The sequence below is a fragment of the Alkalihalobacterium sp. APHAB7 genome, from assembly GCF_048323755.1.
GTDB lineage: Bacteria > Bacillota > Bacilli > Bacillales > Bacillaceae_F > Alkalihalobacterium.
Genome location: NZ_JBLWFS010000002.1, coordinates 204,538 through 230,454, shown reverse-complemented (window position 1 = coordinate 230,454; position 25,917 = coordinate 204,538). Strand labels below are relative to the sequence as shown.

The window sequence follows — 25,917 nt, the reverse complement described above, 5'->3', positions numbered from 1 at the left end:
GAAGGTGACAGTATGGATGAAGATATTCGCTATCAGAAAGTGAAGATGGGTGCATGGATTGGGATTATCGCTAATATTATTTTAGCTATTATTAAAGGTGTCGTTGGTTTTCTATCTAACAGTCGTGCCTTAATTGCCGATGCTGTTCACTCAGCTTCTGATGTGGTAGGGTCAGTTGCTGTGCTGATTGGTGTTCGTGCAGCGAAAATGCCACCAGATCGCGACCACCCGTACGGACATGGAAAAGCTGAGTCTATTGCTGCAATTATTGTGGCAGTCCTTCTTTTTATAGTTGGTGTTGAAATTGCGATTGATGCTATAAAAGCTTTCTTTGAACCGATCGCGGTTCCAAAAGTGATAGCCATCTATGCTGTTATTTTTTCCATCGTTGTGAAAGAAATTATGTTTAGATATAAGTATCATTTGGGTAAGAAATATAGAAGTGAAGCGTTAATAACAGATGCTTGGCATCACCGTTCTGACGTTTTTTCGTCAATAGCAGCTTTACTTGGTATTGGTGGTTCCATTATTGGAGGAGCTGTCGGAATACCTTGGCTCGTCTATGCAGATCCAGTCGCTGGGTTATTTGTCTCGATATTAATCGTTAAAATGGCATGGAGTCTCGGAAGTCAGTCGATCCACAATACGTTAGATCACGTACTCCATGAAGAAGATACGGTAGAGATGAAAAAAGCGGTTACTTCAGTTAAAGGGGTTTTAAATCTTGACGAATTTTTAGCAAGAGAACACGGACATTACGTCATCATTGATTTAAAAATTGCAGTCGACCCTGAGATTACCGTTAAGGAAGGTCATGCGATTGGTAAAGCAGTAAAGAAGAGACTGCTTGAAGAAAACCATGTCCACGATGTGTTAGTGCATATTAACCCATATGAAAAAAATAAGGAGGGGATGTAAAATGCGCGGTCAATGGGGATTTATATTAGGAATTATTGCTGCACTAATTATAGCAATTTTTGCTGTTATCAATGTTGAAGCGGTTCGTGTCAATTATTTATTTGGAACGGCCGATTGGCCATTAATTCTCGTCATTATCGGGTCTGTATTAATGGGCGGGATTATTGTTGGCGCGGTAGGTATGGTTAAAGTTTACCAACTGCAACAGGAGAATAAGCGTCTAAAGCAAACGAACGCTACTAAAAATAGTCCAACGAATCAGAAGGAAAAAGACACTAGTCAAGATAAGCGAAAAAAAGAAGATAGTGTGCAAACGGAAGCGAAGGGAAAATAAAGCCGATCTCGCTGAAAGTTGTTATTCTGTATTATTAACTTTTCAATATAGCGAACGGACAGCATGTATTCCCTTTTTATAGAAAACTACCAGATTATTATTCATTGCCCCCCTCTGACCCCTCTTGTATAATAGTTAGGTCAAGGGGTGTTTTTTTTATGCTTAAATCAAACAAAAGATGGAAATTAGCACAGCTAGAACAAGAGAAAGTGGATTTATTAGTAAGTGAGTTGAACTTAACGCCAATTGTGGCAAAATTGCTCGTACTTAGAGGCATTGAAACGGTGCAGGCCGCCACACGTTTTTTATATAAAGAAGAAGTTTCATTTTATGATCCTTTCTTATTAGATGGGATGAAAGAAGCCGTTGAACGAATTCAGTTAGCGATTGAGAAAAATGAAAAGATTTTAATCTTTGGTGACTACGATGCCGATGGTGTTAGTAGTACATCAGTCATGGTTTATTTGATGCGGGAGTTAGGAGCCAATTTTAATTACTATATTCCAAATCGCTTTACTGAAGGATATGGACCTAATGAAGCAGCTTTTCGTCAAGCAAAGCTTGATGGCTATGATCTAATTATTACAGTGGACACAGGTATATCTGCTGTACATGAAGCAGAAGTAGCTAAAGAAATTGACATTGACCTAATTATTACGGACCACCATGAAGCACCTCCGCAATTACCGGATGCCTATGCGATTGTAAATCCTAAAAAGCCAGGGTGTACATATCCGTTCAAAGGCTTAGCGGGAGTAGGGGTGGCTTTTAAGTTAGCACATGCTCTACTAGATGAAGTGCCTGCCCATTTATTAGACATTGTAGCAATAGGGACGATAGCGGACCTTGTACCGTTAGTGGATGAAAATCGACTTCTTGCTAAAAAAGGAATTGAAGCGTTACAGCGCACGACGAAGCCTGGTTTAAAAGCATTAAAGAAGATAGCGGGTATCGATACTCAAGTAATGAACGCGGAACATGTCGGTTTTGCGATTGGCCCCCGTGTTAATGCAGCAGGCCGGCTTGATTCAGCTGATCCAGCGGTAGAACTTATGACGACGGATGATGAGTTAACTGGAAAAACAATAGCTGAAGAAATTGACCAATTAAATAAAGAAAGAAAAGCAATCGTCGATGAAATGGCAAAAGAGGCAATTGAACAAGTAGAAACACAGTTCCCACCTTCTAAGAATCATGTTTTGATCGTTGGAAAGGAAGGGTGGAACCCCGGTGTTATCGGGATTGTCGCTTCACGGTTAGTGGAAAAGTTTTATCGACCGACGATCGTGCTGAGCATCGATAGAGAAAAAGGTGTAGCAAAAGGGTCTGCTAGAAGTATTGAAGGGTTTGATATGTTTGTCAACTTATCTGAAAGTAGAGATATCCTTCCTCACTTTGGCGGACATCCAATGGCTGCTGGACTTACAATGAAAATTGAACATGTCGAAGAACTAAGACGTCGTTTAAATAAACAAGCAGATGCACTTCTCACGGAAGAGGATTTTATTCCTGTAACGAAAGTCGACCTTGTTGCGAAGCTAGATGAAATTTCACTAGATGTCATTAAGCAATTAGATGAGCTAGCTCCATATGGTGTAAGTAATCCGATACCAAAAGTCATGATAGAAGATGTGAGTATCGGACAAATCCGTCGAATTGGCAGTGATGAGAACCACTTAAAAGTTCTTTTTGAACAAGATGGAACAACGTTAGATGGTATCGGATTTCAACTAGGTTATATCCATCCCGAAATTAATCCAGCTGCGAAGGTTTCTGCGGTTGGTACGGTATCAGTGAATGAATGGAATGGACATTGTAAGCCGCAACTGTTTATTGAAGATGTTCAAGTAAACGAATGGCAGCTGTTTGATTGGCGGAATGCCAAAAAGTTAGCAGAGAATATCGCGTCTTTACCAAAACAAAAACGAAAATTAATTGCATTCCAATCTACTACGATGGATAAGCTAGGTTTAGACACTTTAAATGAAGAAGTTTGTTATGCTGAATCTGATGAGGTAAATATAGAAAATAAATATATAGTGCTGTTAGATTTACCTAGGTCTACCCAGCAATTAGAAGAGTTACTTCTGAAAGAAACTACAGGTCCCGAACGGATCTATTCAGTATTTTACCAAGAAGATTCAAACTACTTTTCAACACTTCCGAAACGAGAACACTTTAAATGGTATTATGCATTTTTATCGAAAAAAGGATCCTTCGATATGAAACGATATGGTCAACAACTAGCTGCACATAAAGGCTGGTCTAAAAATACGGTAGATTTTATGACACAGGTGTTTTTTGAATTAGATTTTGTTACAATAAACAATGGTATTATTAGCCTGCATCCTACCCCTTCGAAAAAAGGGCTCGACGAATCTGAGACATATCAGCGAATGACAGAACAGTCGAAGCTAGAGCAGCAATTTTTATATTCCTCTTATTATGAGTTGAAGCTCTGGTTCGATCAAGCAATAGACCAGGTAAGAAAAGTTAAGGAGTCGGTATAAGAGATGGATTTTAAACAGTATATTACGATTGTTGAGGATTACCCAAAAGAGGGTATTCGCTTTAAGGACATTACAACTTTAATGCAAGATGGACAAGCGTATAAAAAGGCGATTATAGAACTAGCGAATTTTGCTCGTGAAAAAAATGCCGACGTTATTGTCGGCCCAGAGGCACGTGGCTTTGTTGTCGGTTGTCCAATTGCTTTCGAATTAGAAAAGGGCTTTGTTCCTGTTCGTAAAAAAGGAAAACTTCCACGTGAAGTTATTTCTGTAGATTACGGATTAGAGTATGGAAACGATAGTTTAACGCTTCATAAAGATTCGATCCAAAAAGGGCAACGCGTAGTGATTGCTGATGATCTTCTTGCCACGGGAGGAACGATCGAAGCAACGATTAATATGGTCGAACAGCTAGGTGGAGAAGTAGTTGGAATTGCATTTTTAATTGAGCTAACTTACCTTGATGGAAGAGACAAGCTTAATAACTACGATGTATATACATTAACACAATACTAATAAGACAAACTGACTCTACTTAAGAGTCAGTTTGTTTTATATTGGTGTCTAGTTTTAGGTGCGATAGTATGGATATTGAACAAGTTCTTAATTGAGGGCTATAATTCTAGATTTTCGTCTAAAATATAAATGAAGTTCGACATTTTTCGTATTTTATCTTTACACATATAGGCTACTTAATGATATTATAAAGAAATATAGAAAAAATGGGACCAATTATGTAGGGATAAAAGGTGATTCCATGACGATAGATCAATTATTTGAAAAAGCAGAGCGCTATCTCTCAGAGAAAGATATGGCGTTTATTAAAAAAGCATATGCATACGCAGAAGAAGCACATAGTGAGCAGTACAGGAAATCAGGGGAACCGTATATTCACCATCCGATTCAAGTCGCTGGAATTTTAGTAGAGTTAGGAATGGACCCTGATACGATTGCAGCTGCTTTTCTTCATGATGTCGTTGAAGACACAGACGTAACGATAGAGGAACTGAAAGAAGCTTTTAATAGTGAAGTTGCAATGCTAGTAGATGGGGTTACAAAACTCGGGAAAATTAAATATAAGTCAAAAGAAGAGCAACAGGCAGAAAACCACCGAAAAATGTTTGTTGCGATGGCAAAAGATATTCGGGTTATTTTAATTAAACTAGCCGATCGTCTTCACAACATGCGGACATTGAAACATTTACCGCCTGAAAAACAACGTCGTATTTCAAACGAGACGTTAGAGATTTTTGCTCCATTAGCTCATCGTTTAGGGATTTCAACGATTAAGTGGGAGTTAGAAGACACAGCTCTTCGTTATTTAGATCCACAGCAATACTATAGAATCGTTAATCTAATGAAGAAGAAGCGTGCCGAGCGAGAGCAGTATGTAGATGAGGTTGTTAAGAAGATACGAGCTAACTTAAATGACATTCATGTCATTGCGGACATCTCAGGACGCCCAAAACATATTTATAGTATTTATCGGAAAATGGCGCTTCAAAATAAACAGTTTACTGAAATCTATGATTTATTAGCTGTTCGCATCATCGTGAAGAATATTAAAGATTGCTATGCTGTTTTAGGTGTAATTCATACGTGTTGGAAACCGATGCCTGGCCGGTTTAAAGACTATATTGCGATGCCAAAAGCAAACATGTATCAGTCCTTACACACGACTGTACTAGGACCGAGTGGTGATCCGTTAGAGGTTCAAATTCGTTCCGAAGAAATGCACCGAATTGCCGAATTCGGGGTTGCTGCTCATTGGGCCTATAAAGAAGGAAAACACGTAGGAAATGATGAAACACTAGAAACGAAATTAACTTGGTTCCGAGAAATTATCGAGTTTCAAAATGACTCACAAGATGCTCAAGAATTTATGGAATCACTTAAAATTGATTTATTTTCTGATATGGTCTTTGTTTTCACTCCAAAAGGTGATGTCATTGAACTTCCTAGAGGATCGGTACCTTTAGACTTTGCTTATCGGATTCACTCCGAAATTGGCAACCGTTGTATTGGGGCGAAAGTCAATGGGAAGATGGTTCCGCTCGATCATGCACTGAAGACCGGTGACATCATTGAAATTATGACGTCAAAACACTCTTATGGACCTAGTCAAGATTGGATTAAAATTACCCAAAGTTCACATGCGAAAAATAAAATCCGACAATGGTTTAAGAAAGAACGACGTGAGGAAAACGTTACTAAAGGTAAAGAAGTTATTGAGCGAGAAGTTAAAGCATTAGACTTAGACCCTAAAGATGTCGTTACAGCAGAAAACCTTGCTGAGGTTGCACAAAAATTTAGTTTTGCGGGCGAAGAGGATATGTTCGCAGCAGTTGGCTATGGCGGAATGAGCCCGAAACAGATTGTCAACCGTCTAGCTGAGAAATTTAAAAAGGATACTGAACCAGAACAAGAAGAACAATCTCTCGCGCAAGCAGTAGCAGAAATCCAAACGTTGGCACCTAAAAAGAAAACGAGTACAGGTGTAACAGTAAAAGGTGTCGATAATTTATTAATTCGTCTATCCAAATGTTGTAATCCTGTCCCAGGTGATGACATTATCGGATACATTACAAAAGGACGTGGAGTATCTATTCACCGTACGGACTGTCCTAACGTATTAACGGATGAAGCTAAAACCCGCCTGTTGGAAGTGGAGTGGGAAGCGAATCATTTAGAAAATAAAAATTATAACGTAGATATTGAAATTACCGGTTTTGATCGTAATGGTTTACTGAACCAAGTGCTCCAAGCTGTAACAGAATCAAGAACGACGATTAATGCAGTTTCAGGACGTTCGGATCACCGAAATAAAGTCGCAACGATTCATATGACGATTTTAATTCAAAATGTAGATCACTTGCATAAGGTTGTTGAAAAAATTAAGCAACTACCTCATATTTATTCAGTAAGAAGAATTATGCATTAAGGAGTTTTAATATGAAAGTCGTTTTACAAAGAGTAAGCGAAGCGTCCGTAAAGGTGAATGAAGAAGTGGTCGGAAAAATCGATTCCGGATTAATGCTTCTTGTAGGTATTACGCATGAAGATACGATTGACGATGTTAAGTATCTTACGGATAAAATTGTCAACCTGCGTATTTTTGAAGATGAAGAAGACAAATTAAATCTTTCTCTTTTAGATGTAGGGGGGCAAATTTTATCAATTTCTCAGTTCACATTATATGGTGATTGTAGAAAAGGGCGTAGACCCAACTTTATGGGAGCTGCTAAACCAGATGTAGCTGAACCTTTATATGAAACGTTTAATGAACAACTACGTCAAAAAGGCGTTCAAGTCGAAACGGGTGTTTTTGGTGCGATGATGGATGTACAACTCATCAATCATGGTCCAGTTACTCTAATTATTGATAGTCGGCAAAATTAACATGTTTTTCTTCCAAAACTGAAAGAATTAGATGACTTTTGGTTATGCTAGTTCTAGATGTTACTACGGAAGGAAGATTCGATGCGGACAAGTATGAAGCAAGAAGGCAGCGGAAGAAATGAACATCAGTTATTTCATGTGAACTTTCACGACTTTGTAGAAAAAGAAAACAGTAATACAAGTATGGAACTCGCAGATGAGTTTGGGTTATCTTTACGAGAAGTGAAGCAACTGAAGAAAAAGCTGGGACGAAACTAATAAAATTTATTGACAACTTTATTAAACATTCGTATGATAAAAAGCAAATGCAAAGACTGTCACAAACCGATGATGGGGAATAGTAGTTAAGGTGGCACATGTTAAGAGAGGAAATGCCGAGGCTGTAAGCATTTCTACATGGACCTTAATGAATGAACACTCCGTAGGTTTTTTTCTGAAAACTGTTCGTTAGTAGGAAAAAACGTAAGCAAGGCGTTAACTGCTTAAAGTGGAAGCTTAGGCTTCAATAAGGGTGGCACCACGGGTATAACTCTCGTCCCTGATTGATTTATGATCAGGGATGGGAGTTTTTTATATTGCAATGAAAACTAAGTGAAAGATAAAGTCTTAGTTGAAGCTAGGCAAGCTTTATTAGATGTTTTAAATGGGAGGGTCATGATGAGTATACATATTCCTAGAGGTACACAAGACATTTTGCCAGGAACTTCAGAGCTGTGGCAGTATGTCGAAGCAAAAGCACAAGATATTTGCCGTCGGTATAACTATAAAGAAATTCGCACACCAATTTTTGAACATACAGAGCTTTTTCAGCGCGGGGTTGGGGATACGACAGATATCGTACAAAAAGAAACGTATACGTTTCTGGATCGCGGTGACCGAAGCTTAACTTTAAGACCAGAAGGCACAGCTTCAGTTACGAGAGCGTTTGTAGAAAATAAACTATATGGAAATCCAGGACAACCGACAAAACTTTATTATATCGGTCCGATGTTCCGTTATGAGCGTCCACAGTCAGGAAGAATGCGTCAATTCGTTCAATTTGGCATTGAAGCACTAGGCAGTAATGATCCTGCAATAGATGCAGAAGTAATGGCACTTGCCATGGAGTTTTATCGAGAACTAGGCTTATCAGGATTAAAACTAGTTATTAATAGTCTTGGAGATACGGATAGTCGTATTGCACACCGTGAAGCACTAATCAATCATTTTAAACCGAGAATAAATGAGTTTTGTTCTGATTGTCAGCAACGTCTCGAGAAAAACCCACTACGAATTTTAGACTGTAAAAAAGATAGAGATCATGAATTGATGGCAACTGCGCCTTCGATCTTAGATTACTTAAATGAAGAGTCAGTCGCTTACTTTGAAAAAGTAAAACAACACCTCGATGCGATGGGTATTTCCTATGTCGTTGATCAGACATTAGTACGTGGGCTAGATTACTATAACCATACGGCTTTTGAGATTATGATTGAAGGTGAAGGGTTTGGTGCGATTACAACATTATGTGGCGGTGGCCGCTATAATGGACTCGTTGAAGAAATCGGTGGTCCTGAAACGCCAGGAATTGGCTTTGCTCTAAGTATCGAACGTTTGCTTATGGCACTAAAAGCAGCAAACATCGATATTCCAATCGAACAAACGATTGATTGTTACCTTGTTGCACTCGGTGAAGAGGCAAAAGACAAAAGTGCTAGTCTGTTGTTTGAACTGCGCAAAGCTGGGTTATCTGCTGAAAAAGATTACCTAGATAAAAAAGTTAAAGCTCAATTTAAAGCTGCCGATCGACTAGAAGCAAAGTTTACAGCTGTCTTGGGAGACAATGAACTGGCAGCGAATAAAATTAATGTGAAAGAAATGAGCACTGGAGAGCAAGTGGAAGTATCACTCGATGATTTTATTACATATATGCAAGATAGATTAAAGGAGGAGTAAGGATGATAGGAAGAACGCATCATTGCGGCCAAATATTAGAAGATACAATTGGAGAACGAGTGCAGTTAAAAGGTTGGGTACAAACTCGTCGTGACCTTGGGCAAGTTATTTTTATCGATTTACGAGATCGCTCAGGTATTGTTCAAGTCGTTTTTAACCCAGAAGTTTCAGCAGATGCTCATGCAATTGCAGACCGCGTACGTGGTGAATTTGTTTTAGATGTAGAAGGTACGGTTGTTAAACGTGAAGACGAAACGGTTAATGAAAAAATTCCTACCGGAAGAGTCGAAGTTCACGTTGATCAAATAACGATTTTAAACGCATCAAAACCGGTGCCGTTTCAAATTGAAGAAGATACAGATGCTTCTGAAGATGTTCGTTTACGTTATCGTTACCTAGACTTACGCAGACCAGATATGCAACACATCTTTAAAATGCGCCATCAAACGACGAAGTTAATTCGTGAAACATTAGATAATGAGCAGTTCTTAGAAATGGAAACACCAATGCTGACGAAAAGTACACCAGAAGGAGCACGTGACTATTTAGTACCAAGTCGAGTGCATCATGGTGAATTTTATGCACTCCCACAATCACCGCAACTTTTTAAACAGTTATTGATGGTTTCAGGGTTCGAACGTTATTATCAAATCGTTCGTTGTTTCCGTGATGAAGATTTGCGAGCAGATCGTCAACCGGAATTTACTCAAGTCGATATCGAGACATCGTTCATGGATAAAGAGGACTTACTTGCAATGATGGAAAACATGATGGCTAAAATCATGAAAGAAATAAAAGGGATTGAAATCTCAACTCCTTTCCAACGTTTAACGTATGATGAGGCAATGAACCGTTTTGGATCAGATAAGCCAGATACACGCTTTGGCTTAGAGTTATCAGAGTTAACCGACGTAATGAAAAACTCACAGTTCAAAGTGTTCGCAAATGCAATCGCTAACGGCGGAATTGTAAAAGGCTTAAACGTAAAAGGGGCGGCTACAAAACTAACTCGTAAAGAAATCGATGACTTAGCACATTTTGTAGCCATTTACGGTGCAAAAGGTCTAGCTTGGCTGAAAGTTGAAGAAAACGAGTTAAAAGGGCCAATTGCAAAATTCCTAAACGAGGAAGAGGTTGCCGGCATGCGTGAAGCGATGAATGCTGAACCCGGTGATTTATTATTCTTTGCTGCTGATAAGAAACAAGTTGTGTATGATAGCTTAGGTGCACTTCGTCTTAAATTTGGTAAAGACTTAGACTTAATAGACAAATCTAAATTCAATTTCTTATGGGTGGTTGATTTCCCACTTGTTGAATTTGATGAAGATGCTAATCGGTACGTCGCTCTTCACCACCCATTTACTAGTCCAAAAACAGAAGATCTACATTTGCTCGATACAGATCCAGGTCGAGTACGTGCAGAAGCATATGATCTTGTGTTAAATGGATATGAGCTTGGTGGAGGCTCCCAGCGTATTTATCAACGTGATGTACAAGAAAAAATGTTCACTGCTCTTGGTTTTTCTGAAGAAGAAGCAAAAGAACAATTTGGTTTCCTTTTAGATGCCTTTGAATATGGTACACCACCACACGGAGGTATTGCGTTAGGACTAGATCGCCTCGTTATGCTTTTAGCAGGCCGTAGCAACTTACGTGATACAATTGCTTTCCCTAAGACTGCAAGTGCAAGTTGTTTATTAACAAATGCACCAAGTTCGGTTAGTGAGGCACAATTACGTGAGCTGAACTTATCTATTGTTCCGAAAAAAGAGGAAGAAAAGAAAGTTCAAGTCTAAACTTTAAGTTGACAAAAATAGAATAGTCGCATTATAATCATAACTATTAAAATTCAAAAATTAATTGCAAAAATAAAACTTATCACGAGAGGCTGAGGGACTGACCCGATGACGCCCGGCAACCGGTTTGTATGCCAGACAAACAAAGGTGCTAATTTCAGCAGAGCGATTGCTCTGGAAGATAAGTGGAGGCGTTTTAAAAAAACCTTTCCCTTATCGGAGAGGTTTTTTTATTTGTGTACACATAAAAAAATAAACTAGTTCGGGTAGCTGTTTAAACAATACAGCCAGAACCAAGTAATAAAAATGAACGGCAGTGTGGAGGAGTTAACTAAGGAGTAAAAAAGTGTTTTATATAAGGAGGAGCTTGGGATGTTACATGTTGGGGTTATCGGTTTCGGAACAGTCGGTTCTGGTATTTATGAGCGGTTACTGAATTCAAAAGAAGAACTACAGACCATTTTTCAAAATGAGGTTCAGGTGACAAAAATTCTAGTGAAAGACGATACAAAAGATCGTGGTTATACGCATGTAAATGCACTTATAACAAGTGATCCAAATGAGTTTTTTAATCAACAGTACGATGTTGTATTTGAAGCAATTGGTGGAGTTGAGCCCGCTAAAGGTTATATTGTGAAGCTCATGCAATCAGGTACATCGATTATTACAGCAAACAAAGAATTAATTGCTAAGCACGGTAAAGAGCTTGAAGAGCTTGCTGGCCATTACAATGTTTACTTAGGGGTTGAAGCAGCTGTTGGCGGTGGAATACCAATAGTAAATAGCTTCAAAACGTTATTTTCTACAACACCTATTCATTCTGTGACCGGAATTTTAAATGGGACAACAAATTATATTTTAACGGAAATGAAAGAAAAAAATCGAACGTTTGCTGATGTGTTAGCTGAAGCGAAAGAGTTAGGTTATGCCGAGGCTGATCCTACAGATGATATTGAAGGATATGATGCTCTATATAAAATCCAAATTTTAAGTCGTCTGGCCTTTAACTCATGGCCAAATGAAACTAACTTTTCCTGTAAAGGAATTAGTGTCATTGAGGAGGAAGCCATTAATTTTGCGGAAAGAAATGAATTAGCCATAAAATTGATTGCCAAAACATCTATCGAAAATGGAGTGATTCGTGGATTTGTATCGCCTTCATTCGTGGCAAAAGATCATCCACTCTATAATGTGAACGGTGTTACGAACGGTGTTTGTATTGACGGTGAAACAATTGATCGTATTACGATGTGTGGTCCAGGTGCAGGAAAGGATGCAACAGCTAACAGTATGGTAGAAGATTTTGTTCTACATGAGCAATTTCAAGGGTTTAGTCGTCCCTTAAGGCAACAATTTAACGAAACAGCCAACGATGGAATGAGTGTTATTGTCTTTGTTTCCGATCTAGAAAAGCAACAATTGAATACTGATTTAATTAGTATCTCAAGCGAGATTGAAGTAGAAACTGGAATTTACGAAAAGCAAGCAGTGATTTTTAAATTAGCTGAAGGAAAGTCTTTGAATGACTTACCTCTTTTATTGCAGCAAAAAAGCTACCCGGTATTAGGTAAGGTAGCTGTTAATAAACTTGCTTTACCTTTTTAAATGTATCAATGAAAGGAGTAGGATTGGTTTTTACGAGGTGAGGTAAAACACCTTGGTTCGTATGCAAATACAAAAAGCCAATCTTTTCTGTTGCTTGGCGGTATGAAATATCAAATACATGTTCTAGTAAAATCTCTTTGTCTCGTGAGCGAATTTTATCAGTAAAGAGCTCCATGTCGAAGTTTTTTTCAACTGTATACTTCTTGGTATATTCAATTTTTTGTTCTACTTCAATACAAACTTGAGTAAAAATAGGCTTCATGGAAAACATCCTTTATAAAAAAGATAAGAAACTTTGCTTGTAGAAATAAATTTGCGGACTCCAGCGCCGTTATTTCATATAAAAGCATGCTTTTTTAGAACGTAACGGACTCAGAGGCCCTTATGCCCCAATATTCGTAGTCATATTTAGTATTTTTAAGCAAATAGGGGCCTATCAGTCCGCTAAATCCTTAAAATGGTGATTATCTTCAAAATAGAGGCTGCTGAGTCCGCTTAAACATATCCTAACGAGATCAGAGCTTCTACCCTTTATCTCATACGGTGGGCTCAGTCCAAACGTCGCTAAACGGGCACTTCCACCTTTCGATGTCTAGTTCCAGGTGCCATCGGCTCGAGATCGCTTCGGTCCATCAAAAGTGTCCAAAGGTCAGGACACTAATTGCTGGCCCTCCAGCGCTTGTCGCCGATAAGCAGGCACCCTTCACCTTTCATAATTCCTAATTGACACTTTAGCACAGCTTAAATAATTTCGCAAAAATATATTTTATGGAAAATTCAGAAAAATTATCTTTTCCGCTTGAACCCTATATCTTTTTATGCTATTATTTCCTTAACAAAGTAAGAGTCCTAGCGTGTTCGTGAGCGACTGACAGTTTTGAGCCAACATTTTTTTATTGGGAGTATTAATTCTTCTTTTGGAATACATGCCTTCATTTGTGAGGACGTATAAAGAAAGAAGCTTGACACCCACCTGCGAGTGCAGGTTCAAAACTAGGGAGTTACGGCACTTTGGGTCTCTTCTTTATTTTTTTAGGGTAAACAAAGCTGACTTTGTTATGCTTCTTACTTTATCGATGCTTACTGTGTATGAACTGCACGTAACGATATCGAAAAGAAGCTGACACTTATAGTCAGCTTTTTCTTATGTCTACTGGTCGTTTGGTACATAATAATGATGAGTAAAAATAGGTTACTGAACACTATAGATTTTTCATGGAAGCTATGGTATATTTTACCCCGACTACTTTTATAGGTATAATCAGTATATTAGAAAAGTTAACAGTTGTTTAATGTGTTTTTATAGAGAGGAAGGACGAGGAACAAATGTTGTATCAATTTTCAAGAAATGAGTTAGCGATAGGAAAAGATGGAGTAGAAGCTTTAAAGAACAGTACAGTTGCTGTGTTAGGAATAGGAGGGGTAGGTTCATTCTCAGCCGAAGCACTAGCTAGATCTGGTGTTGGTCGTTTAGTATTAGTGGACAAAGATGATGTCGATATTACAAACGTAAACCGTCAAATCCATGCTTTATTATCTACTGTAGGGCAGCCAAAAGTGGAGTTAATGAAAGAACGTATTAAAGATATAAATCCTGAGTGTGAAGTTATTGCGTTAAAAATGTTCTATACTGAAGAAACGTATGAAGATTTCTTTAGTCATGGATTAGATTTTGTCGTGGATGCTTGCGATACGATCACATACAAAATTCATGTCATTAAACAATGCTTACAAAGAAATATTGGTATTATTTCGAGTATGGGTGTGGCCAATAAAATGGACCCGACGAGGTTACGTATTGCCGATATCTCAAAAACAAGCTATGACCCAATTGCCAAAGTGATTCGTACAAAACTTCGTAAAGAAGGTATTCATAAAGGCGTAAACGTAGTTTTTTCTGACGAGAGCCCAGTGAAAATTCGTGAAGAAATTCGTAAAGAAATCGTACCGGAAAGTGCCGAAGAAGGACCGATTCGTAAGGCCAAACTGCCACCGTCTTCCAATGCTTTTGTACCTTCTGTTTCAGGACTCATTATGGCAGGTCATGTCATTACAAAGATTTTAGAACAAAATCAAATTAAAATTGAAAGATAATTAACTCACAACTCACAAAAAATCACGATGCCAAGAGTAAGGTATCGTGATTTTTGATCTTTTCAGCAAAGAGTTGCAATCATAGGATCTATTTACATATAAATACATGTGAATTTTTTTTTGAAAAATATATTGAATAATTTATGAACATTTCTTATAATGAAAGCACTTACAACTAATGAGACATCTGATGACCATAAGATATGATAACTAGGTTATATGATGATAGTGTTTAGTTTGCGGGAGAAACATCATTTTTAGGGGGAAGACGAACTATGAGTTTAGGGGTTTTATCACTATTGGCATTAGTACCTATTTTAACTGTATTAATTTTTCTTGTTATTTTAAGGTGGCCTGCAAGTCGTGCAATGCCTTTAGCGTTTGTTGTTACAGCAGCAGTCGCACTGCTTGTTTGGAAGGTGCCTTTTAACCAAGTGGCTGCAGCCAGTTCACGTGGTTTAGTTACGGTTATTGAAGTATTATTTATTGTTTTTGGTGCTATTCTTCTTTTAAATACATTAAAAGAAAGTGGAGCACTGCACTCGATCCGTGAAGGATTTACGAATGTTTCACCTGACCGTCGTGTGCAGGCGATTATCATTTGTTGGTTATTTGGTTCTTTTATTGAAGGAGCTTCTGGCTTTGGTACTCCAGCTGCCATTGCAGCTCCACTATTAGTAGCAGTCGGTTTTCCAGCGATGGCGGCTGTCATGGTAGCGTTAATTATTCAATCTACTCCCGTTACATTCGGAGCAATTGGAACCCCAATTTTAATCGGTGTTAATAACGGAATTGGGGCAGACGAAAAAGTTTTAGCTACTGCTGCAGAACTAGGAATGACATATGAAGCGTACTTAAATTCAATTGGTGCACAAACAGCTATTTTTCATGCAATTATCGGTACCTTAATTCCATTATTTATGGTTGCAATGTTAACTTGGTTCTTTGGTAAGAATAAATCAATTGCAGAAGGCTTAGCGATATGGAAGTTTGCTATCTTTGCGGGACTTGCCTTTACCGTTCCATATGCGTTAATTGCTAATTTGTTAGGACCAGAATTCCCGTCACTATTCGGTGGATTAATTGGTTTAGCAATCGTTGTACCTGCAGCAAAACGCGGTTTATTTATGCCGAAGAAAACGTGGGATTTTGATCGTAAAGAAAATTGGGATCCTGAATGGGTTGGTAAGTTAAAAATTACAAACGAGGCACCAGTTAAAAAGGTGTCAGTATATAAAGCATGGATTCCATATGTACTCGTTGGATTATTATTAGTATTAACTCGTTTAAATGATTTGCCTATTAAAGGTTGGTTAACGAGTGATGCAGTGAAAATTAACTTCACGGAAGTGTTCGGTACTTCGATCTCATTTGCAAGTACACCATTTTACTTGCCGGGTACAATTATGGTTGTCGTATCATTAATCTGTATCGCTTTATTCGGGATGAACGGACAAGCATATGGACGTGCAGTTAAAGAGTCGTTTATGACAACTGTAAGTGCTGCAGCAGCTTTACTATTTGCAGTTCCCATGGTTCAAGTGTTCATTAACTCAGGGGTTAATGCAGCCGAATTAGCAAGTATGCCAATTTTATTAGCAGAAAGTGTATCACTTGTAATTGGTGATAATTGGCCAGCCGTTGCTCCGTTAATTGGTGCACTTGGAGCTTTCGTTGCAGGTAGTAATACAATTAGTAATATGATGTTCTCTTTATTCCAATTTGGAGTGGCTGATAATATCGGCGTCAATCCTTCTACAATTATCGCTTTACAAGCAATAGGTGGAGCAGCAGGTAACATGATTTGTGTCCATAACGTTGTAGCAGCTTCAGCGGCAGCGGGCTTAGTTGGTCGTGAAGGAACATTAATTCGTAAGACGATGATTCCGACTTTATACTATATAGTATTTGCTGGTGGTCTTGGATTTGTATTCCTATACGGAGTTGGTTTTAATATTGGAACATTTATGGTATTAGCTGTTGTTGCAGGTATTATCTATGCTATCTTAAAAGGAAGTAAACAAAGTAAGAAAGATCAAGACGATCAAATTGCTGCTTAAAGTCGTTGTGTATACTCGTAATCTTGATTATAATTTAATGTAAATGTTGAAAGAGCGTTAGAGGTCGACTCAAACTTGTTTGGACACTTTATCTATGGATTGAGGTGGTGTTGGACTGTTGAGTTGGCTCCAATACGCTTTTTCAATTGTTTGATACTACAGCTTAGAATAAAATATTTTTTCTATACGATAAAGGTCTGATGACCCGATAACCTATAAGGGGATGAAAAGTATGAAAGTATCGTTATTTATAACCTGTCTTGCGGATGTCTTTTATCCTGGCGTTGGTAAAGATACAGTAGAAATATTAGAAAGACTGAACTGTGAAGTTGTGTTTCCAGACAATCAAACGTGCTGTGGCCAGCCGGCATATAACAGCGGCTATCATAAAGAGGCGAAAGATGTAGCCAAGCATATGATTGAAACATTTGCTGCATCTGATTACGTAGTTTCACCGTCAGGGTCTTGCGTTTCGATGATCCACGAATATCCACATCTTTTTAAAGATGATGAAGCGTGGAAGGCAAAAGCAGAAGCATTAGTTGCTAAAACGTTTGAATTAACACAATTTATTGTAGATGTCTTAAAAATTGAGGATGTTGGAGCGTCACTACCAACAAAAGCCACCTACCATACATCGTGCCATATGACTCGTTTATTAGGTGTTAAAGATGCACCAATGAAATTATTAGAAAATGTAGAAGGTCTTGAGTTTGCAAGTTTACCAAATAAAGAAACGTGCTGTGGTTTTGGTGGTACGTTCTCGGTTAAAATGGTTCCCATCTCAGAACAGATGGTTAATGAAAAGATCGATCATATCGAAGAAACAGAAGCAGAAGTGCTAGTTGGAGCTGACTGTGGCTGCTTAATGAATATTGGCGGTAGAATTGAACGACAAGGAAAGCCGATTAAAGTAATGCATATCGCGCAAGTATTAAATAGTAAAAAATAATAATAAACGAGTAAGGCGGTGATATAAATGACCATGAAAATAAGTGATGAAAAGTTTTTTGATCGAGTGGATAAAGGCTTAAAGAATGAATTTATGAGAAATGCAATGGTTTCTGCTCAGGAACGCTTAAAGAATAAGAAACTAGAAGCGCAAGAAGAGCTAGGAAATTGGGAAGAGTGGAGAGATTTAGCGGAAGAAATACGCCAACACACGTTAGAAAATCTAGATTACTATTTAGAACAGTTAACTGAAAACGTAGTAAAACGCGGGGGCCACGTCTTTTTTGCACAAACGGCAGAAGAAGCCAATGAATATATCACAAATATAGCAAAGCAAAAAAATGCAAAGAAAGTCATTAAATCTAAATCAATGGTGACAGAAGAAATTAGTATGAATGAAGCGCTTGAAAAAGCAGGCTGTGAAGTCATTGAATCGGATTTAGGGGAATACATTCTGCAAATTGATGATCACGATCCGCCGTCACATATTGTTGCTCCGGCGCTGCATAAAAACAAAGAGCAAATTCGTGATACGTTCTCTGAAAAACGAGGGTATGACAAATCGTCCCAACCGGAGGAATTAGCATTATTTGCAAGAGAACAATTACGGAACGAATTTTTAGAAGCTGATATTGGTGTGACCGGTTGTAATTTTGCAGTTGCAGAATCAGGGGCGATTTCACTTGTTACGAATGAAGGAAATGCTCGTCTGTCTACTACACTTCCAAAGACACAAATTACAGTGATGGGTATGGAACGAATTGTACCAACTTGGGAAGAGCTTGATATTTTAGTAAGTATGTTATGCCGAAGTGCTGTCGGACAAAAATTAACGAGTTACATTACGGGATTAACAGGACCAAAAGACGAAGGTGATGTGGATGGACCTGAAGAGTTTCATCTTGTCATCGTCGATAATGGACGTTCAAATATTTTAGGAACAGAGTTCCAATCAGCACTTCAATGTATTCGTTGTGCAGCCTGTATTAACGTTTGTCCAATTTACCGTCATATCGGTGGGCATTCGTATGGCTCCATTTACCCTGGACCGATTGGAGCGGTACTGTCTCCACTACTTGGTGGATACGAAGATTATAAAGAACTTCCATATGCTTCGAGCTTGTGTGCAGCATGTACGGAAGCGTGTCCAGTAAAAATACCATTACATGACCTGCTCGTAAAACATCGTCGAAATATTGTTGAAGAACAAGGTAAAGGTGGCTTTGGCGAGAAGTTAGCGATGAAAGGCTTTGCAATGGCGGCTAGTTCGCCAAAATTATATAGCATGGGTTCAAAAATGGCACCAACGATGATGGGTCCATTTGCAAAAGAAGGAAAAGTAACGAAAGGTCCGGGTCCAATTAAGCCTTGGACAGATATTCGTGATTTCCCAGAGCCAAGTAAAGAAAGTTTCCGTAACTGGTTTAAGGATCGTGAAAAGGGGGAGAACAACTAATGGCTAACGGTACAGTACAGAACAAAGAAAAGTTTTTAAATCAAGTAGCAAAAAGTCTTGGTCGAAGCCGACAAACGAGTCCTGTTTCACGTCCAAATTGGAAACATCAACCCCAATGGGATGTCTTTAAAGATCTAACACAAGATGAACTTCTCGATGTGTTAAAAGAACAATGTACTCGTATCCACACTCAGGTCGCTCTAGCAACAACAGAAACATTAACAGATGTACTAACAGAAGTTGTTAATGGGTTTCAAGCAAAATCAATTGTAAGCTGGGCAGACCCTCGTTTAGAAGAGTATGGAGTTGATCAGTATTATAAGCAAGCGGATGCCAAAGGAATAGATGTTCATATTTGGGATACGAATGCAGGAGAAGAGAATATAAGAATTGCTGAGAAAGCAGATATCGGTCTTACGTTTGCCGATTTGACACTTGCAGAATCAGGTACAGTTGTATTACTGAGTGATAATGGAAAAGGAAGATCTGTAAGTCTCCTACCGAAGTATTATGTAGCCCTTATACCAAAAAGTACGATTGTCCCAAGAATGACACAAGCGACAAGCTATATTCATAAACTTCAAGAAGAAACAGGGAAAGTGCCTTCTTGTATAAATTTCATATCGGGCCCAAGTAATAGTGCTGATATAGAAATGAACTTAGTTGTAGGTGTTCACGGTCCTATTAAAGCAACGTATATTATTATAGAAGATAAATAGAGAGGATGTTCAAAAAGTCCAGGAAAAATAGCTTTCGAGAGAAGAACTTCGACTAAGAGCCCCACGTCCTGTGGGAACGTCGAAGTCACCACATCCTGTGGTAGCTCGTCAGCTTGCTCCTTCACTCCTCACGTATTAACCCCATACGTTCCGCTCCTTGGAAAAGAAGAACACTTTTCCTGCGTGCGTAGATTATGCTTACGGAGCAACCAGCCTTATGCTTGGAGACTACACTTCCTTGATTTTCTCGGCTCTTTTTGTCCTTTTTGAACCGCACAAATAGATAAGAAAAAAAGCAACAGAAAAAATATTCTGTTGCTTTTATTTTGCGACTTTTTCTAGGTTACCGTTCTTATCCATGCGGAATGTAGCGTTAGATAGTGGCTCTTCTTCTTGTAAAATAGCCATACGTCTAGCACGATTCATAATTTGAATTAGTGATTGATAGTCCTCTTCAATGGTTTGATGTTCATCTTTTATCGTATTCAATTCAGCTTCAAGCTCTTTGTTTTGCGTTAATAGCTCGAGGTTTTCTTTTAATAGCTTCTCATTTTCTTTTTTCAAATGATCTGCTGGAAGTTGATTTGAAGTTAAAGAACGAAGGTAAGAAATCACCGTATCGATATCTAAGTTTTCTAAGCTTAAAGGTTGAGCTGTATTCATGACAGGATAATACAATGAAGCATTTCTTACAGGTCTACGATTCGTTTGGAATGCAGCCGCTCTCTTACGTTCTTTACGCTCTTTTTTAGCTTCGCGAATTTGGTCTACATACTTTTGACGTACGACTGCGTTCCAACGAAATCCACAAGCCGCAGAAGTTCGGTGTAATTCGTCTCCCACTTCATCAAATGCAACTAATTGAGTACTTCCTTCTCGAATGTGACGTAATACGGTTTCTGCTAAAAGAACATCATCTTCATGTGACCAAGCATCTTGGCGTACTTTCATAATACCATCTCCTTATCTCTCTTGTTTTACAAGTAAATTCATATTTTAGTTAAATTTACTAATACTATTTCCAAGAAGTCTAGGATTTATACACTTGATATGAAAATACTAGTATTGCTTGTTGAGGAGATGTTCATGAAAGGGTTGAAATACAATCCTTCCGTTTGCAAACCAGAACGGTATAGTATATATAATAGAACTATTAATATTTGGGACTACTACTGGTCCAATTAAGATGTCCAAAAGAGTATGTATTTACTATTAGAATAAGAATAGATAAATATTCTAGAGACTGCTAGATTTGTTTCAAGGAATGTTTTATTGGAGTTGATATTTAGTGGAAAATTACTTTACTGAACCACTTGCCTTTCGAATGCGTCCTGCTACATTAGATGAAATCGTTGGTCAAAAGCATATCGTTGGTGAAGGGAAATTACTTCAACGTATGATTAAATCTAATCGTTTATCGTCTATCATTTTATATGGGCCACCAGGAACAGGAAAAACAACCATTGCAAATGTAATCGCACAACTAACTTCATTACCTTATCATGAAATAAATGCCGTCTCATCAGGAAAAAAAGAAATGGAAGCAGTTGTCCAAGAAGCAAAGTTACTCGGAAAGACCATCTTATTCGTTGATGAGGTGCATCGCTTTAATAAAAGTCAACAAGACTTTTTACTTCCATTTATGGAAAGCGGGCTGATTATTCTCATTGGAGCAACGACAGAAAATCCACATTTCGAAATTAATAATGCGATTAAATCCCGTTGTACTGTTTTAGAGTTAACGCACCCCCAGCCTGATGAGATTAAAGAAGTGTTACAGAGAGCCTTGCATGACGAGCGAAAAGGCTTTGGGAAACTGAATATCGATATTGAAGACGGTGTTCTTGATGAACTGGCTCTTCATTGTGGTGGAGATATTCGTGCGGCACTTAATGGTTTAGAGATCGCTGTTTTATCAACTGATCCCAATCAAGATGACCAAATTATAATTACTCTAGAAATTATAAAAGAGTGCTTACAAAAGAAAAGTTTACATTATGATAAAAAGGGAGATCACTTTTATAACATCATTAGTGCCTTTCAAAAAAGTATGAGGGGGTCTGATGTAGACGGGGCACTTCATTATTTAGCTAGATTAATTGAAGCAGGCGATTTAGATGTAATTTGCCGCAGACTGCTCGTAACGGCTTGGGAGGATGTTGGTCTAGCGAACAGCCATGTTCCACAAATGGTATTGTCAGCAATTCAGTCGGCAGAACGTCTAGGTTTGCCTGAAGCTCGGATCCCATTGTCTGTTGCTGTGACTGAGTTATGCCTTTCTCCTAAATCGAATAGTGCTTATAAGGCATTAGATCACGCACTAAATGATGTTCGCTCCGCAAATATTGGAGAAGTACCTGATCATTTAAAAGATGCACATTATAAAGGAGCTAAGGAATTAGGTAGAGGAGTGGATTATAAATATCCGCACAACTTTGGAGGCTGGGTGAATCAACAATACTTACCGGATCATTTAAAAGACAAAAAGTATTATAAACCAAAAGAAAGCGGGCAAGAAAAGAGACTCGCTCAATTCCATAATCGTATTCAAGAATTGAAAAAGAGTTAAATCTGTTTCCATGCAAATCAAATCCTATTCATGCTATAATGGGCAAAGAATTTAAAGTTTGAGAAGAGCATGGAGAGAAGGAATTCAACATGGGATTAGAGGAGCACAGCGATTGGAAAAGAAAGAAGCTAGGCCTGCGTTGGGGAATTTTTATGCTAGGTTTAGTGATCATGTCTTTTGGAATTGCTTTAATGATAACTGCTGACCTTGGAAGTGCTCCTTGGGATGTACTTCATATTGGCCTAACCCTACAATTAGGGTTAACCATCGGTACTTGGTCCATCATTATGGGATTTGTTATTATTGGAGTTACGACCTTATTGACAAAAGAATGGCCTCAAGTAGGTGCGTTTGTTAATATGGTCCTAGTTGGAGTTTTTATTGATATTTTTTTATTTATATTAAGTACGCCAAGTTCACTTATTGGCAAACTCATTATGCTGGTAAGTGGAATTATTATTATTGGTTATGGAATTGGACTTTACATTGCGCCAAAATGTGGAGCCGGTCCTAGAGACAGCCTTATGTTAGCAATAACGGAAAAAACAAAACTCAAAGTACAATGGGTTCGAAGTGCAATGGAAATTGTAGTTCTTACAACGGGATGGTTATTAGGGGGACCTGTTTTTATTGGGACTTTAATTTTTTGTTTTGGAATTGGAAGTGTTGTTGGCATTACTCTACCACAATGTCAACGGCTAGTGGATCGATTGATAGAAAGAGGGGTAAATAATGAAGATATCAACAAAGGGACGTTACGGGTTAACCATCATGATGGCATTAGCAAAGAAATACGGTGAAGGACCGATTTCATTAAAATCAATTGCAAAAGATCATGATCTGTCTGAGCATTACTTAGAGCAATTAATTGCACCATTGCGAAATGCAATGCTTGTTAAGAGTGTAAGAGGAGCATATGGCGGCTACATGCTGGCCAAAGAACCAGTTGAAATTACAGCTGGAGATATTATTCGTGTTCTTGAAGGGCCGATTAGTCCAGTTGAAGTACTTGAGGATGAAGAGCCTGCCAAACGTGATCTATGGATAAAAATCCGTGATGCGGTTAAAGATGTATTAGATAATACTACACTTCAAGATTTAGCTGAGTATGAGGATGAAGGAAATCAGGAATATTATATGTTCTACATATAATTCCTTTTGAATTTTTCTAATAGGTAGTATTTCACCAATAGAGAAGAACACATAAGTGAACGATAAAGTAGGTGTAAGAATTGAAACCGATATATTTAGACCATGCAGCGACTTCACCTCTACATCCGAAAGCATTAGAAGCGATGATGCCCTATTTCAGTGAGCATTTTGGTAACCCTTCAAGTATTCATAGCTTTGGTCGTAGAACGAGGCATGCATTAGATGAAGCTAGATTATCGTTAGCTCAAACGATAGGCGCTCATCCAGATGAATTGATCTTTACAAGCGGTGGAACGGAAGCCGATAATATGGCAATCATCGGGTACGCGATGAAAAATAAAGCTAAGGGCAATCATATTATTACAACGGTAATAGAGCATCACGCTGTTCTACATACGTGTAAGTCATTAGAAGAACACGGATTTGAGGTCACTTATTTACCTGTAGATGAACAGGGGAAAGTATCGGTAACGGATGTACAAGACCATGTCCGTGAAGAAACGATCCTTGTCTCCATTATGTACGGTAATAATGAAGTAGGTACAGTTCAACCTATTGCAGAGATTGGTGCGTTTTTAAAGGAAAAGGACATTGCCTTTCATACGGATGCGGTACAAGCCTATGGGACGATGCCGTTTCATGTTGAGGAGTTATCAGTACATTTTCTATCCGTTTCTGCTCATAAAATCAATGGACCAAAAGGAACTGGTTTTCTATATGCAAAAAAGGGCTATGATCTAAAGCCACAATTGTTTGGCGGGGAACAAGAAAGAAAACGTCGGGCTGGAACAGAAAATGTAGCAAGCATCGTCGGCTTTGCAGAAGCTGCTAAAGTAGCAACGAAAGAATTGCAAGAAAAAAGGCAACGCTATGTTCAATTCCGTGAGCAAATGATTGGTATTTTTCGTGAAGAGGGGCTACACTTTTCTGTTAACGGGCATGAAGCCGATGTCCTGCCTCATGTTTTAAATATTAGTTTTAAAGGTGTAAATGTAGAATCACTGCTTGTCAATTTAGATCTAGCAGGTATAGCGGTTTCTAGTGGATCAGCATGTACAGCCGGATCCATTGAGCCATCGCATGTTCTTTCGGCAATGTTTAAAGATGATGAGAAAGCAAAATCGTCAGTGCGATTTAGCTTCGGGTATGGAAATACTATAGAGGATATAGAGAAAGCAGCTAAGGAAACAGTAAAAATAGTCAAAAGAATTACAGCGCTATAACCTGCTGTTACAGCCTTAGCTTTGTAGGTGGTGAGTAGTATGAATAGACAACTAGATAAAAAGCCAGAAGATACTCGTGTCGTTGTTGGAATGAGTGGGGGCGTTGATTCGTCCGTTACGGCACTTGTTTTAAAAGAACAAGGCTATGATGTGATCGGCATTTTTATGAAAAACTGGGACGATACAGATGAGAACGGCGTTTGTACGGCGACGGAAGATTATAACGATGTGATTAAAGTGTGTAACCAAATTGGTATTCCGTACTACGCTGTTAATTTTGAAAAGGAATACTGGGATAAAGTGTTTACGTACTTCCTAGATGAGTACCGCGCGGGGAGAACACCGAATCCAGATGTCATGTGTAACAAAGAAATAAAATTTAAAGCCTTTTTACAACATGCACTTACACTAGGTGCCGATTATGTAGCAACCGGCCATTATGCACGTGTTGATTTTCACGATGGAGAGCACCGTTTAATTCGCGGCTTAGATAACAATAAAGATCAAACGTACTTTTTAAATGCTTTAAGCCAAGAACAAATCTCCAAGGCGATGTTCCCAATTGGACATATGGAGAAAAAAGAAGTCCGTGAAATTGCAGAACGAGCAAATTTAGCAACAGCTAAAAAGAAAGACAGTACCGGCATTTGCTTTATTGGTGAACGTAACTTCAAAGAGTTTCTAAGCTCCTATTTACCTGCGCAACCCGGTGAAATGCAGACGTTAAATGGAGAAGTTAAAGGAAAACATGACGGCCTTATGTATTACACGTTAGGGCAACGTCAAGGATTAGGAATTGGCGGTGCGGGCGAGCCTTGGTTTGTAATCGGAAAAAATACCGAGAAAAACATACTGTATGTAGAGCAAGGGTACCATCATCCAGGACTCTATTCATTAGGATTATATGGTGTTCATTTGAATTGGATTAGCCCTAATCCGCCAACAGAGCCATTTAAATGTACAGCAAAATTCCGTTACCGTCAGCCAGATCAAGGAGTAACCGTAATTCCGCTTCCTGACAATAACGTGAAAGTTATTTTTGATGAACCACAACGTGCAGTTACACCTGGTCAAGCTGTCGTTTTTTACGATGGAGATGTATGTCTAGGTGGCGGTACAATAGATGTCATATTGACAGAAGAGGGAGAACTTTAATTCAAGTTCTCCTTTTGTGTTTGGGTGACAGTCACAATTCT

At 38.5% G+C, this 25,917-nt stretch carries 22 protein-coding genes, 1 other RNA gene, 1 riboswitch and 1 other annotated feature; of the genes, 21 read left to right on the top strand and 2 right to left on the bottom strand.

The window, feature by feature from the left end; translation table 11 throughout:
- Nucleotides 1-12: 12 nt before the first annotated feature.
- The 10 genes from ACNSTQ_RS03495 to ACNSTQ_RS03450 all read left to right on the top strand — a co-directional run bounded on the left by ACNSTQ_RS03495 (nucleotide 13) and on the right by ACNSTQ_RS03450 (nucleotide 12,497).
- On the top strand, nucleotides 13-918 hold the full coding sequence (locus tag ACNSTQ_RS03495; protein WP_418198458.1) for a cation diffusion facilitator family transporter: 906 nt from the start codon (nucleotides 13-15) through the stop codon (nucleotides 916-918).
- 1 nt (nucleotide 919) lies between these two features.
- Nucleotides 920-1,252 carry a LapA family protein gene (locus ACNSTQ_RS03490; protein WP_418198457.1) on the top strand — a complete coding sequence of 111 codons (333 nt, stop codon included), beginning with the start codon at nucleotides 920-922 and terminating at the stop codon, nucleotides 1,250-1,252.
- 158 nt (nucleotides 1,253-1,410) lie between these two features.
- Entirely contained in the window at nucleotides 1,411-3,762 is a 2,352-nt protein-coding gene (recJ, locus tag ACNSTQ_RS03485) for a single-stranded-DNA-specific exonuclease RecJ (RefSeq protein WP_418198456.1), read from the top strand.
- Nucleotides 3,763-3,765: 3 nt separating this feature from the next.
- Nucleotides 3,766-4,278, top strand: a complete 513-nt coding sequence (locus ACNSTQ_RS03480; protein WP_418198455.1) for an adenine phosphoribosyltransferase — start codon at nucleotides 3,766-3,768, stop codon at nucleotides 4,276-4,278.
- Between the two features lie 241 nt (nucleotides 4,279-4,519).
- A complete protein-coding gene (locus ACNSTQ_RS03475) occupies nucleotides 4,520-6,703 on the top strand; it encodes a RelA/SpoT family protein (RefSeq protein WP_418198454.1) in 2,184 nt (727 codons plus the stop codon).
- Nucleotides 6,704-6,714: 11 nt separating this feature from the next.
- Complete coding sequence (gene dtd / locus ACNSTQ_RS03470) at nucleotides 6,715-7,161, top strand: D-aminoacyl-tRNA deacylase (protein WP_418198453.1); 447 nt, start codon at nucleotides 6,715-6,717, stop codon at nucleotides 7,159-7,161.
- Nucleotides 7,162-7,242: 81 nt separating this feature from the next.
- Nucleotides 7,243-7,419: a hypothetical protein gene (locus ACNSTQ_RS03465; RefSeq protein ID WP_418198452.1), complete on the top strand. Its 177-nt coding sequence runs from the start codon at nucleotides 7,243-7,245 to the stop codon at nucleotides 7,417-7,419.
- Between the two features lie 60 nt (nucleotides 7,420-7,479).
- Nucleotides 7,480-7,704 (top strand) — a binding site (T-box leader).
- 114 nt (nucleotides 7,705-7,818) lie between these two features.
- Nucleotides 7,819-9,096, top strand: coding sequence for a histidine--tRNA ligase (gene hisS, locus ACNSTQ_RS03460; protein WP_418198451.1), 1,278 nt, complete (start codon nucleotides 7,819-7,821; stop codon nucleotides 9,094-9,096).
- A 2-nt stretch (nucleotides 9,097-9,098) separates the two neighbouring features.
- Nucleotides 9,099-10,892: an aspartate--tRNA ligase gene (gene aspS, locus ACNSTQ_RS03455; RefSeq protein ID WP_418198450.1), complete on the top strand. Its 1,794-nt coding sequence runs from the start codon at nucleotides 9,099-9,101 to the stop codon at nucleotides 10,890-10,892.
- A gap of 76 nt (nucleotides 10,893-10,968) precedes the next feature.
- Nucleotides 10,969-11,080: riboswitch (SAM riboswitch) on the top strand.
- Nucleotides 11,081-11,264: 184 nt separating this feature from the next.
- A complete protein-coding gene (locus ACNSTQ_RS03450; RefSeq protein ID WP_418198449.1) occupies nucleotides 11,265-12,497 on the top strand; it encodes a homoserine dehydrogenase in 1,233 nt (410 codons plus the stop codon).
- On the opposite strand, the gene ACNSTQ_RS03445 is transcribed toward ACNSTQ_RS03450, so the two are convergent.
- Nucleotides 12,472-12,759: a hypothetical protein gene (locus tag ACNSTQ_RS03445; protein WP_418198448.1), complete on the bottom strand. Its 288-nt coding sequence runs from the start codon at nucleotides 12,757-12,759 to the stop codon at nucleotides 12,472-12,474. The two genes, ACNSTQ_RS03450 and ACNSTQ_RS03445, sit on opposite strands and share 26 nt — an antisense overlap.
- A 581-nt stretch (nucleotides 12,760-13,340) precedes the next feature.
- Here ACNSTQ_RS03445 and ssrS point away from each other — a divergent pair.
- The 6 genes from ssrS to ACNSTQ_RS03415 all read left to right on the top strand — a co-directional run bounded on the left by ssrS (nucleotide 13,341) and on the right by ACNSTQ_RS03415 (nucleotide 19,777).
- Nucleotides 13,341-13,519: non-coding RNA, 6S RNA (gene ssrS / locus ACNSTQ_RS03440), on the top strand.
- A 304-nt stretch (nucleotides 13,520-13,823) separates the two neighbouring features.
- Nucleotides 13,824-14,591, top strand: coding sequence for a ThiF family adenylyltransferase (locus ACNSTQ_RS03435; protein ID WP_418198447.1), 768 nt, complete (start codon nucleotides 13,824-13,826; stop codon nucleotides 14,589-14,591).
- A gap of 275 nt (nucleotides 14,592-14,866) precedes the next feature.
- Nucleotides 14,867-16,651 (top strand): L-lactate permease, encoded by a 1,785-nt coding sequence (locus tag ACNSTQ_RS03430; RefSeq protein WP_418198446.1) that lies wholly within the window; start codon nucleotides 14,867-14,869, stop codon nucleotides 16,649-16,651.
- A gap of 232 nt (nucleotides 16,652-16,883) precedes the next feature.
- Nucleotides 16,884-17,603 carry a (Fe-S)-binding protein gene (locus ACNSTQ_RS03425; RefSeq protein WP_418198445.1) on the top strand — a complete coding sequence of 240 codons (720 nt, stop codon included), beginning with the start codon at nucleotides 16,884-16,886 and terminating at the stop codon, nucleotides 17,601-17,603.
- Between the two features lie 27 nt (nucleotides 17,604-17,630).
- Nucleotides 17,631-19,058, top strand: coding sequence for a LutB/LldF family L-lactate oxidation iron-sulfur protein (locus tag ACNSTQ_RS03420; RefSeq protein WP_418198444.1), 1,428 nt, complete (start codon nucleotides 17,631-17,633; stop codon nucleotides 19,056-19,058).
- On the top strand, nucleotides 19,058-19,777 hold the full coding sequence (locus ACNSTQ_RS03415; RefSeq protein WP_418198443.1) for a LutC/YkgG family protein: 720 nt from the start codon (nucleotides 19,058-19,060) through the stop codon (nucleotides 19,775-19,777). Before ACNSTQ_RS03420 ends, ACNSTQ_RS03415 begins: the two co-directional genes overlap by 1 nt.
- Nucleotides 19,778-20,098: 321 nt before the next feature.
- On the opposite strand, the gene ACNSTQ_RS03410 is transcribed toward ACNSTQ_RS03415, so the two are convergent.
- Entirely contained in the window at nucleotides 20,099-20,728 is a 630-nt protein-coding gene (locus ACNSTQ_RS03410) for an RsfA family transcriptional regulator (RefSeq protein WP_418198442.1), read from the bottom strand.
- 373 nt (nucleotides 20,729-21,101) lie between these two features.
- Here ACNSTQ_RS03410 and ACNSTQ_RS03405 point away from each other — a divergent pair, with 373 nt between their 5' ends.
- The 5 genes from ACNSTQ_RS03405 to mnmA all read left to right on the top strand — a co-directional run bounded on the left by ACNSTQ_RS03405 (nucleotide 21,102) and on the right by mnmA (nucleotide 25,876).
- Nucleotides 21,102-22,346, top strand: a complete 1,245-nt coding sequence (locus tag ACNSTQ_RS03405) for a replication-associated recombination protein A (RefSeq protein ID WP_418198561.1) — start codon at nucleotides 21,102-21,104, stop codon at nucleotides 22,344-22,346.
- Nucleotides 22,347-22,435: 89 nt separating this feature from the next.
- Entirely contained in the window at nucleotides 22,436-23,146 is a 711-nt protein-coding gene (locus tag ACNSTQ_RS03400) for a YczE/YyaS/YitT family protein (RefSeq protein WP_418198441.1), read from the top strand.
- The gene (gene cymR / locus ACNSTQ_RS03395; protein ID WP_418198440.1) at nucleotides 23,079-23,498 is read left to right on the top strand and encodes a cysteine metabolism transcriptional regulator CymR; all 420 of its coding nucleotides are present in this window, start codon (nucleotides 23,079-23,081) and stop codon (nucleotides 23,496-23,498) included. The genes ACNSTQ_RS03400 and cymR overlap by 68 nt, the downstream gene beginning before the upstream one ends.
- Before the next feature lie 80 nt (nucleotides 23,499-23,578).
- The gene (locus ACNSTQ_RS03390) at nucleotides 23,579-24,721 is read left to right on the top strand and encodes a cysteine desulfurase family protein (RefSeq protein WP_418198439.1); all 1,143 of its coding nucleotides are present in this window, start codon (nucleotides 23,579-23,581) and stop codon (nucleotides 24,719-24,721) included.
- Nucleotides 24,722-24,760: 39 nt separating this feature from the next.
- Nucleotides 24,761-25,876 carry a tRNA 2-thiouridine(34) synthase MnmA gene (mnmA, locus tag ACNSTQ_RS03385; RefSeq protein WP_418198438.1) on the top strand — a complete coding sequence of 372 codons (1,116 nt, stop codon included), beginning with the start codon at nucleotides 24,761-24,763 and terminating at the stop codon, nucleotides 25,874-25,876.
- The last annotated feature ends 41 nt before the right edge of the window (nucleotides 25,877-25,917 follow it).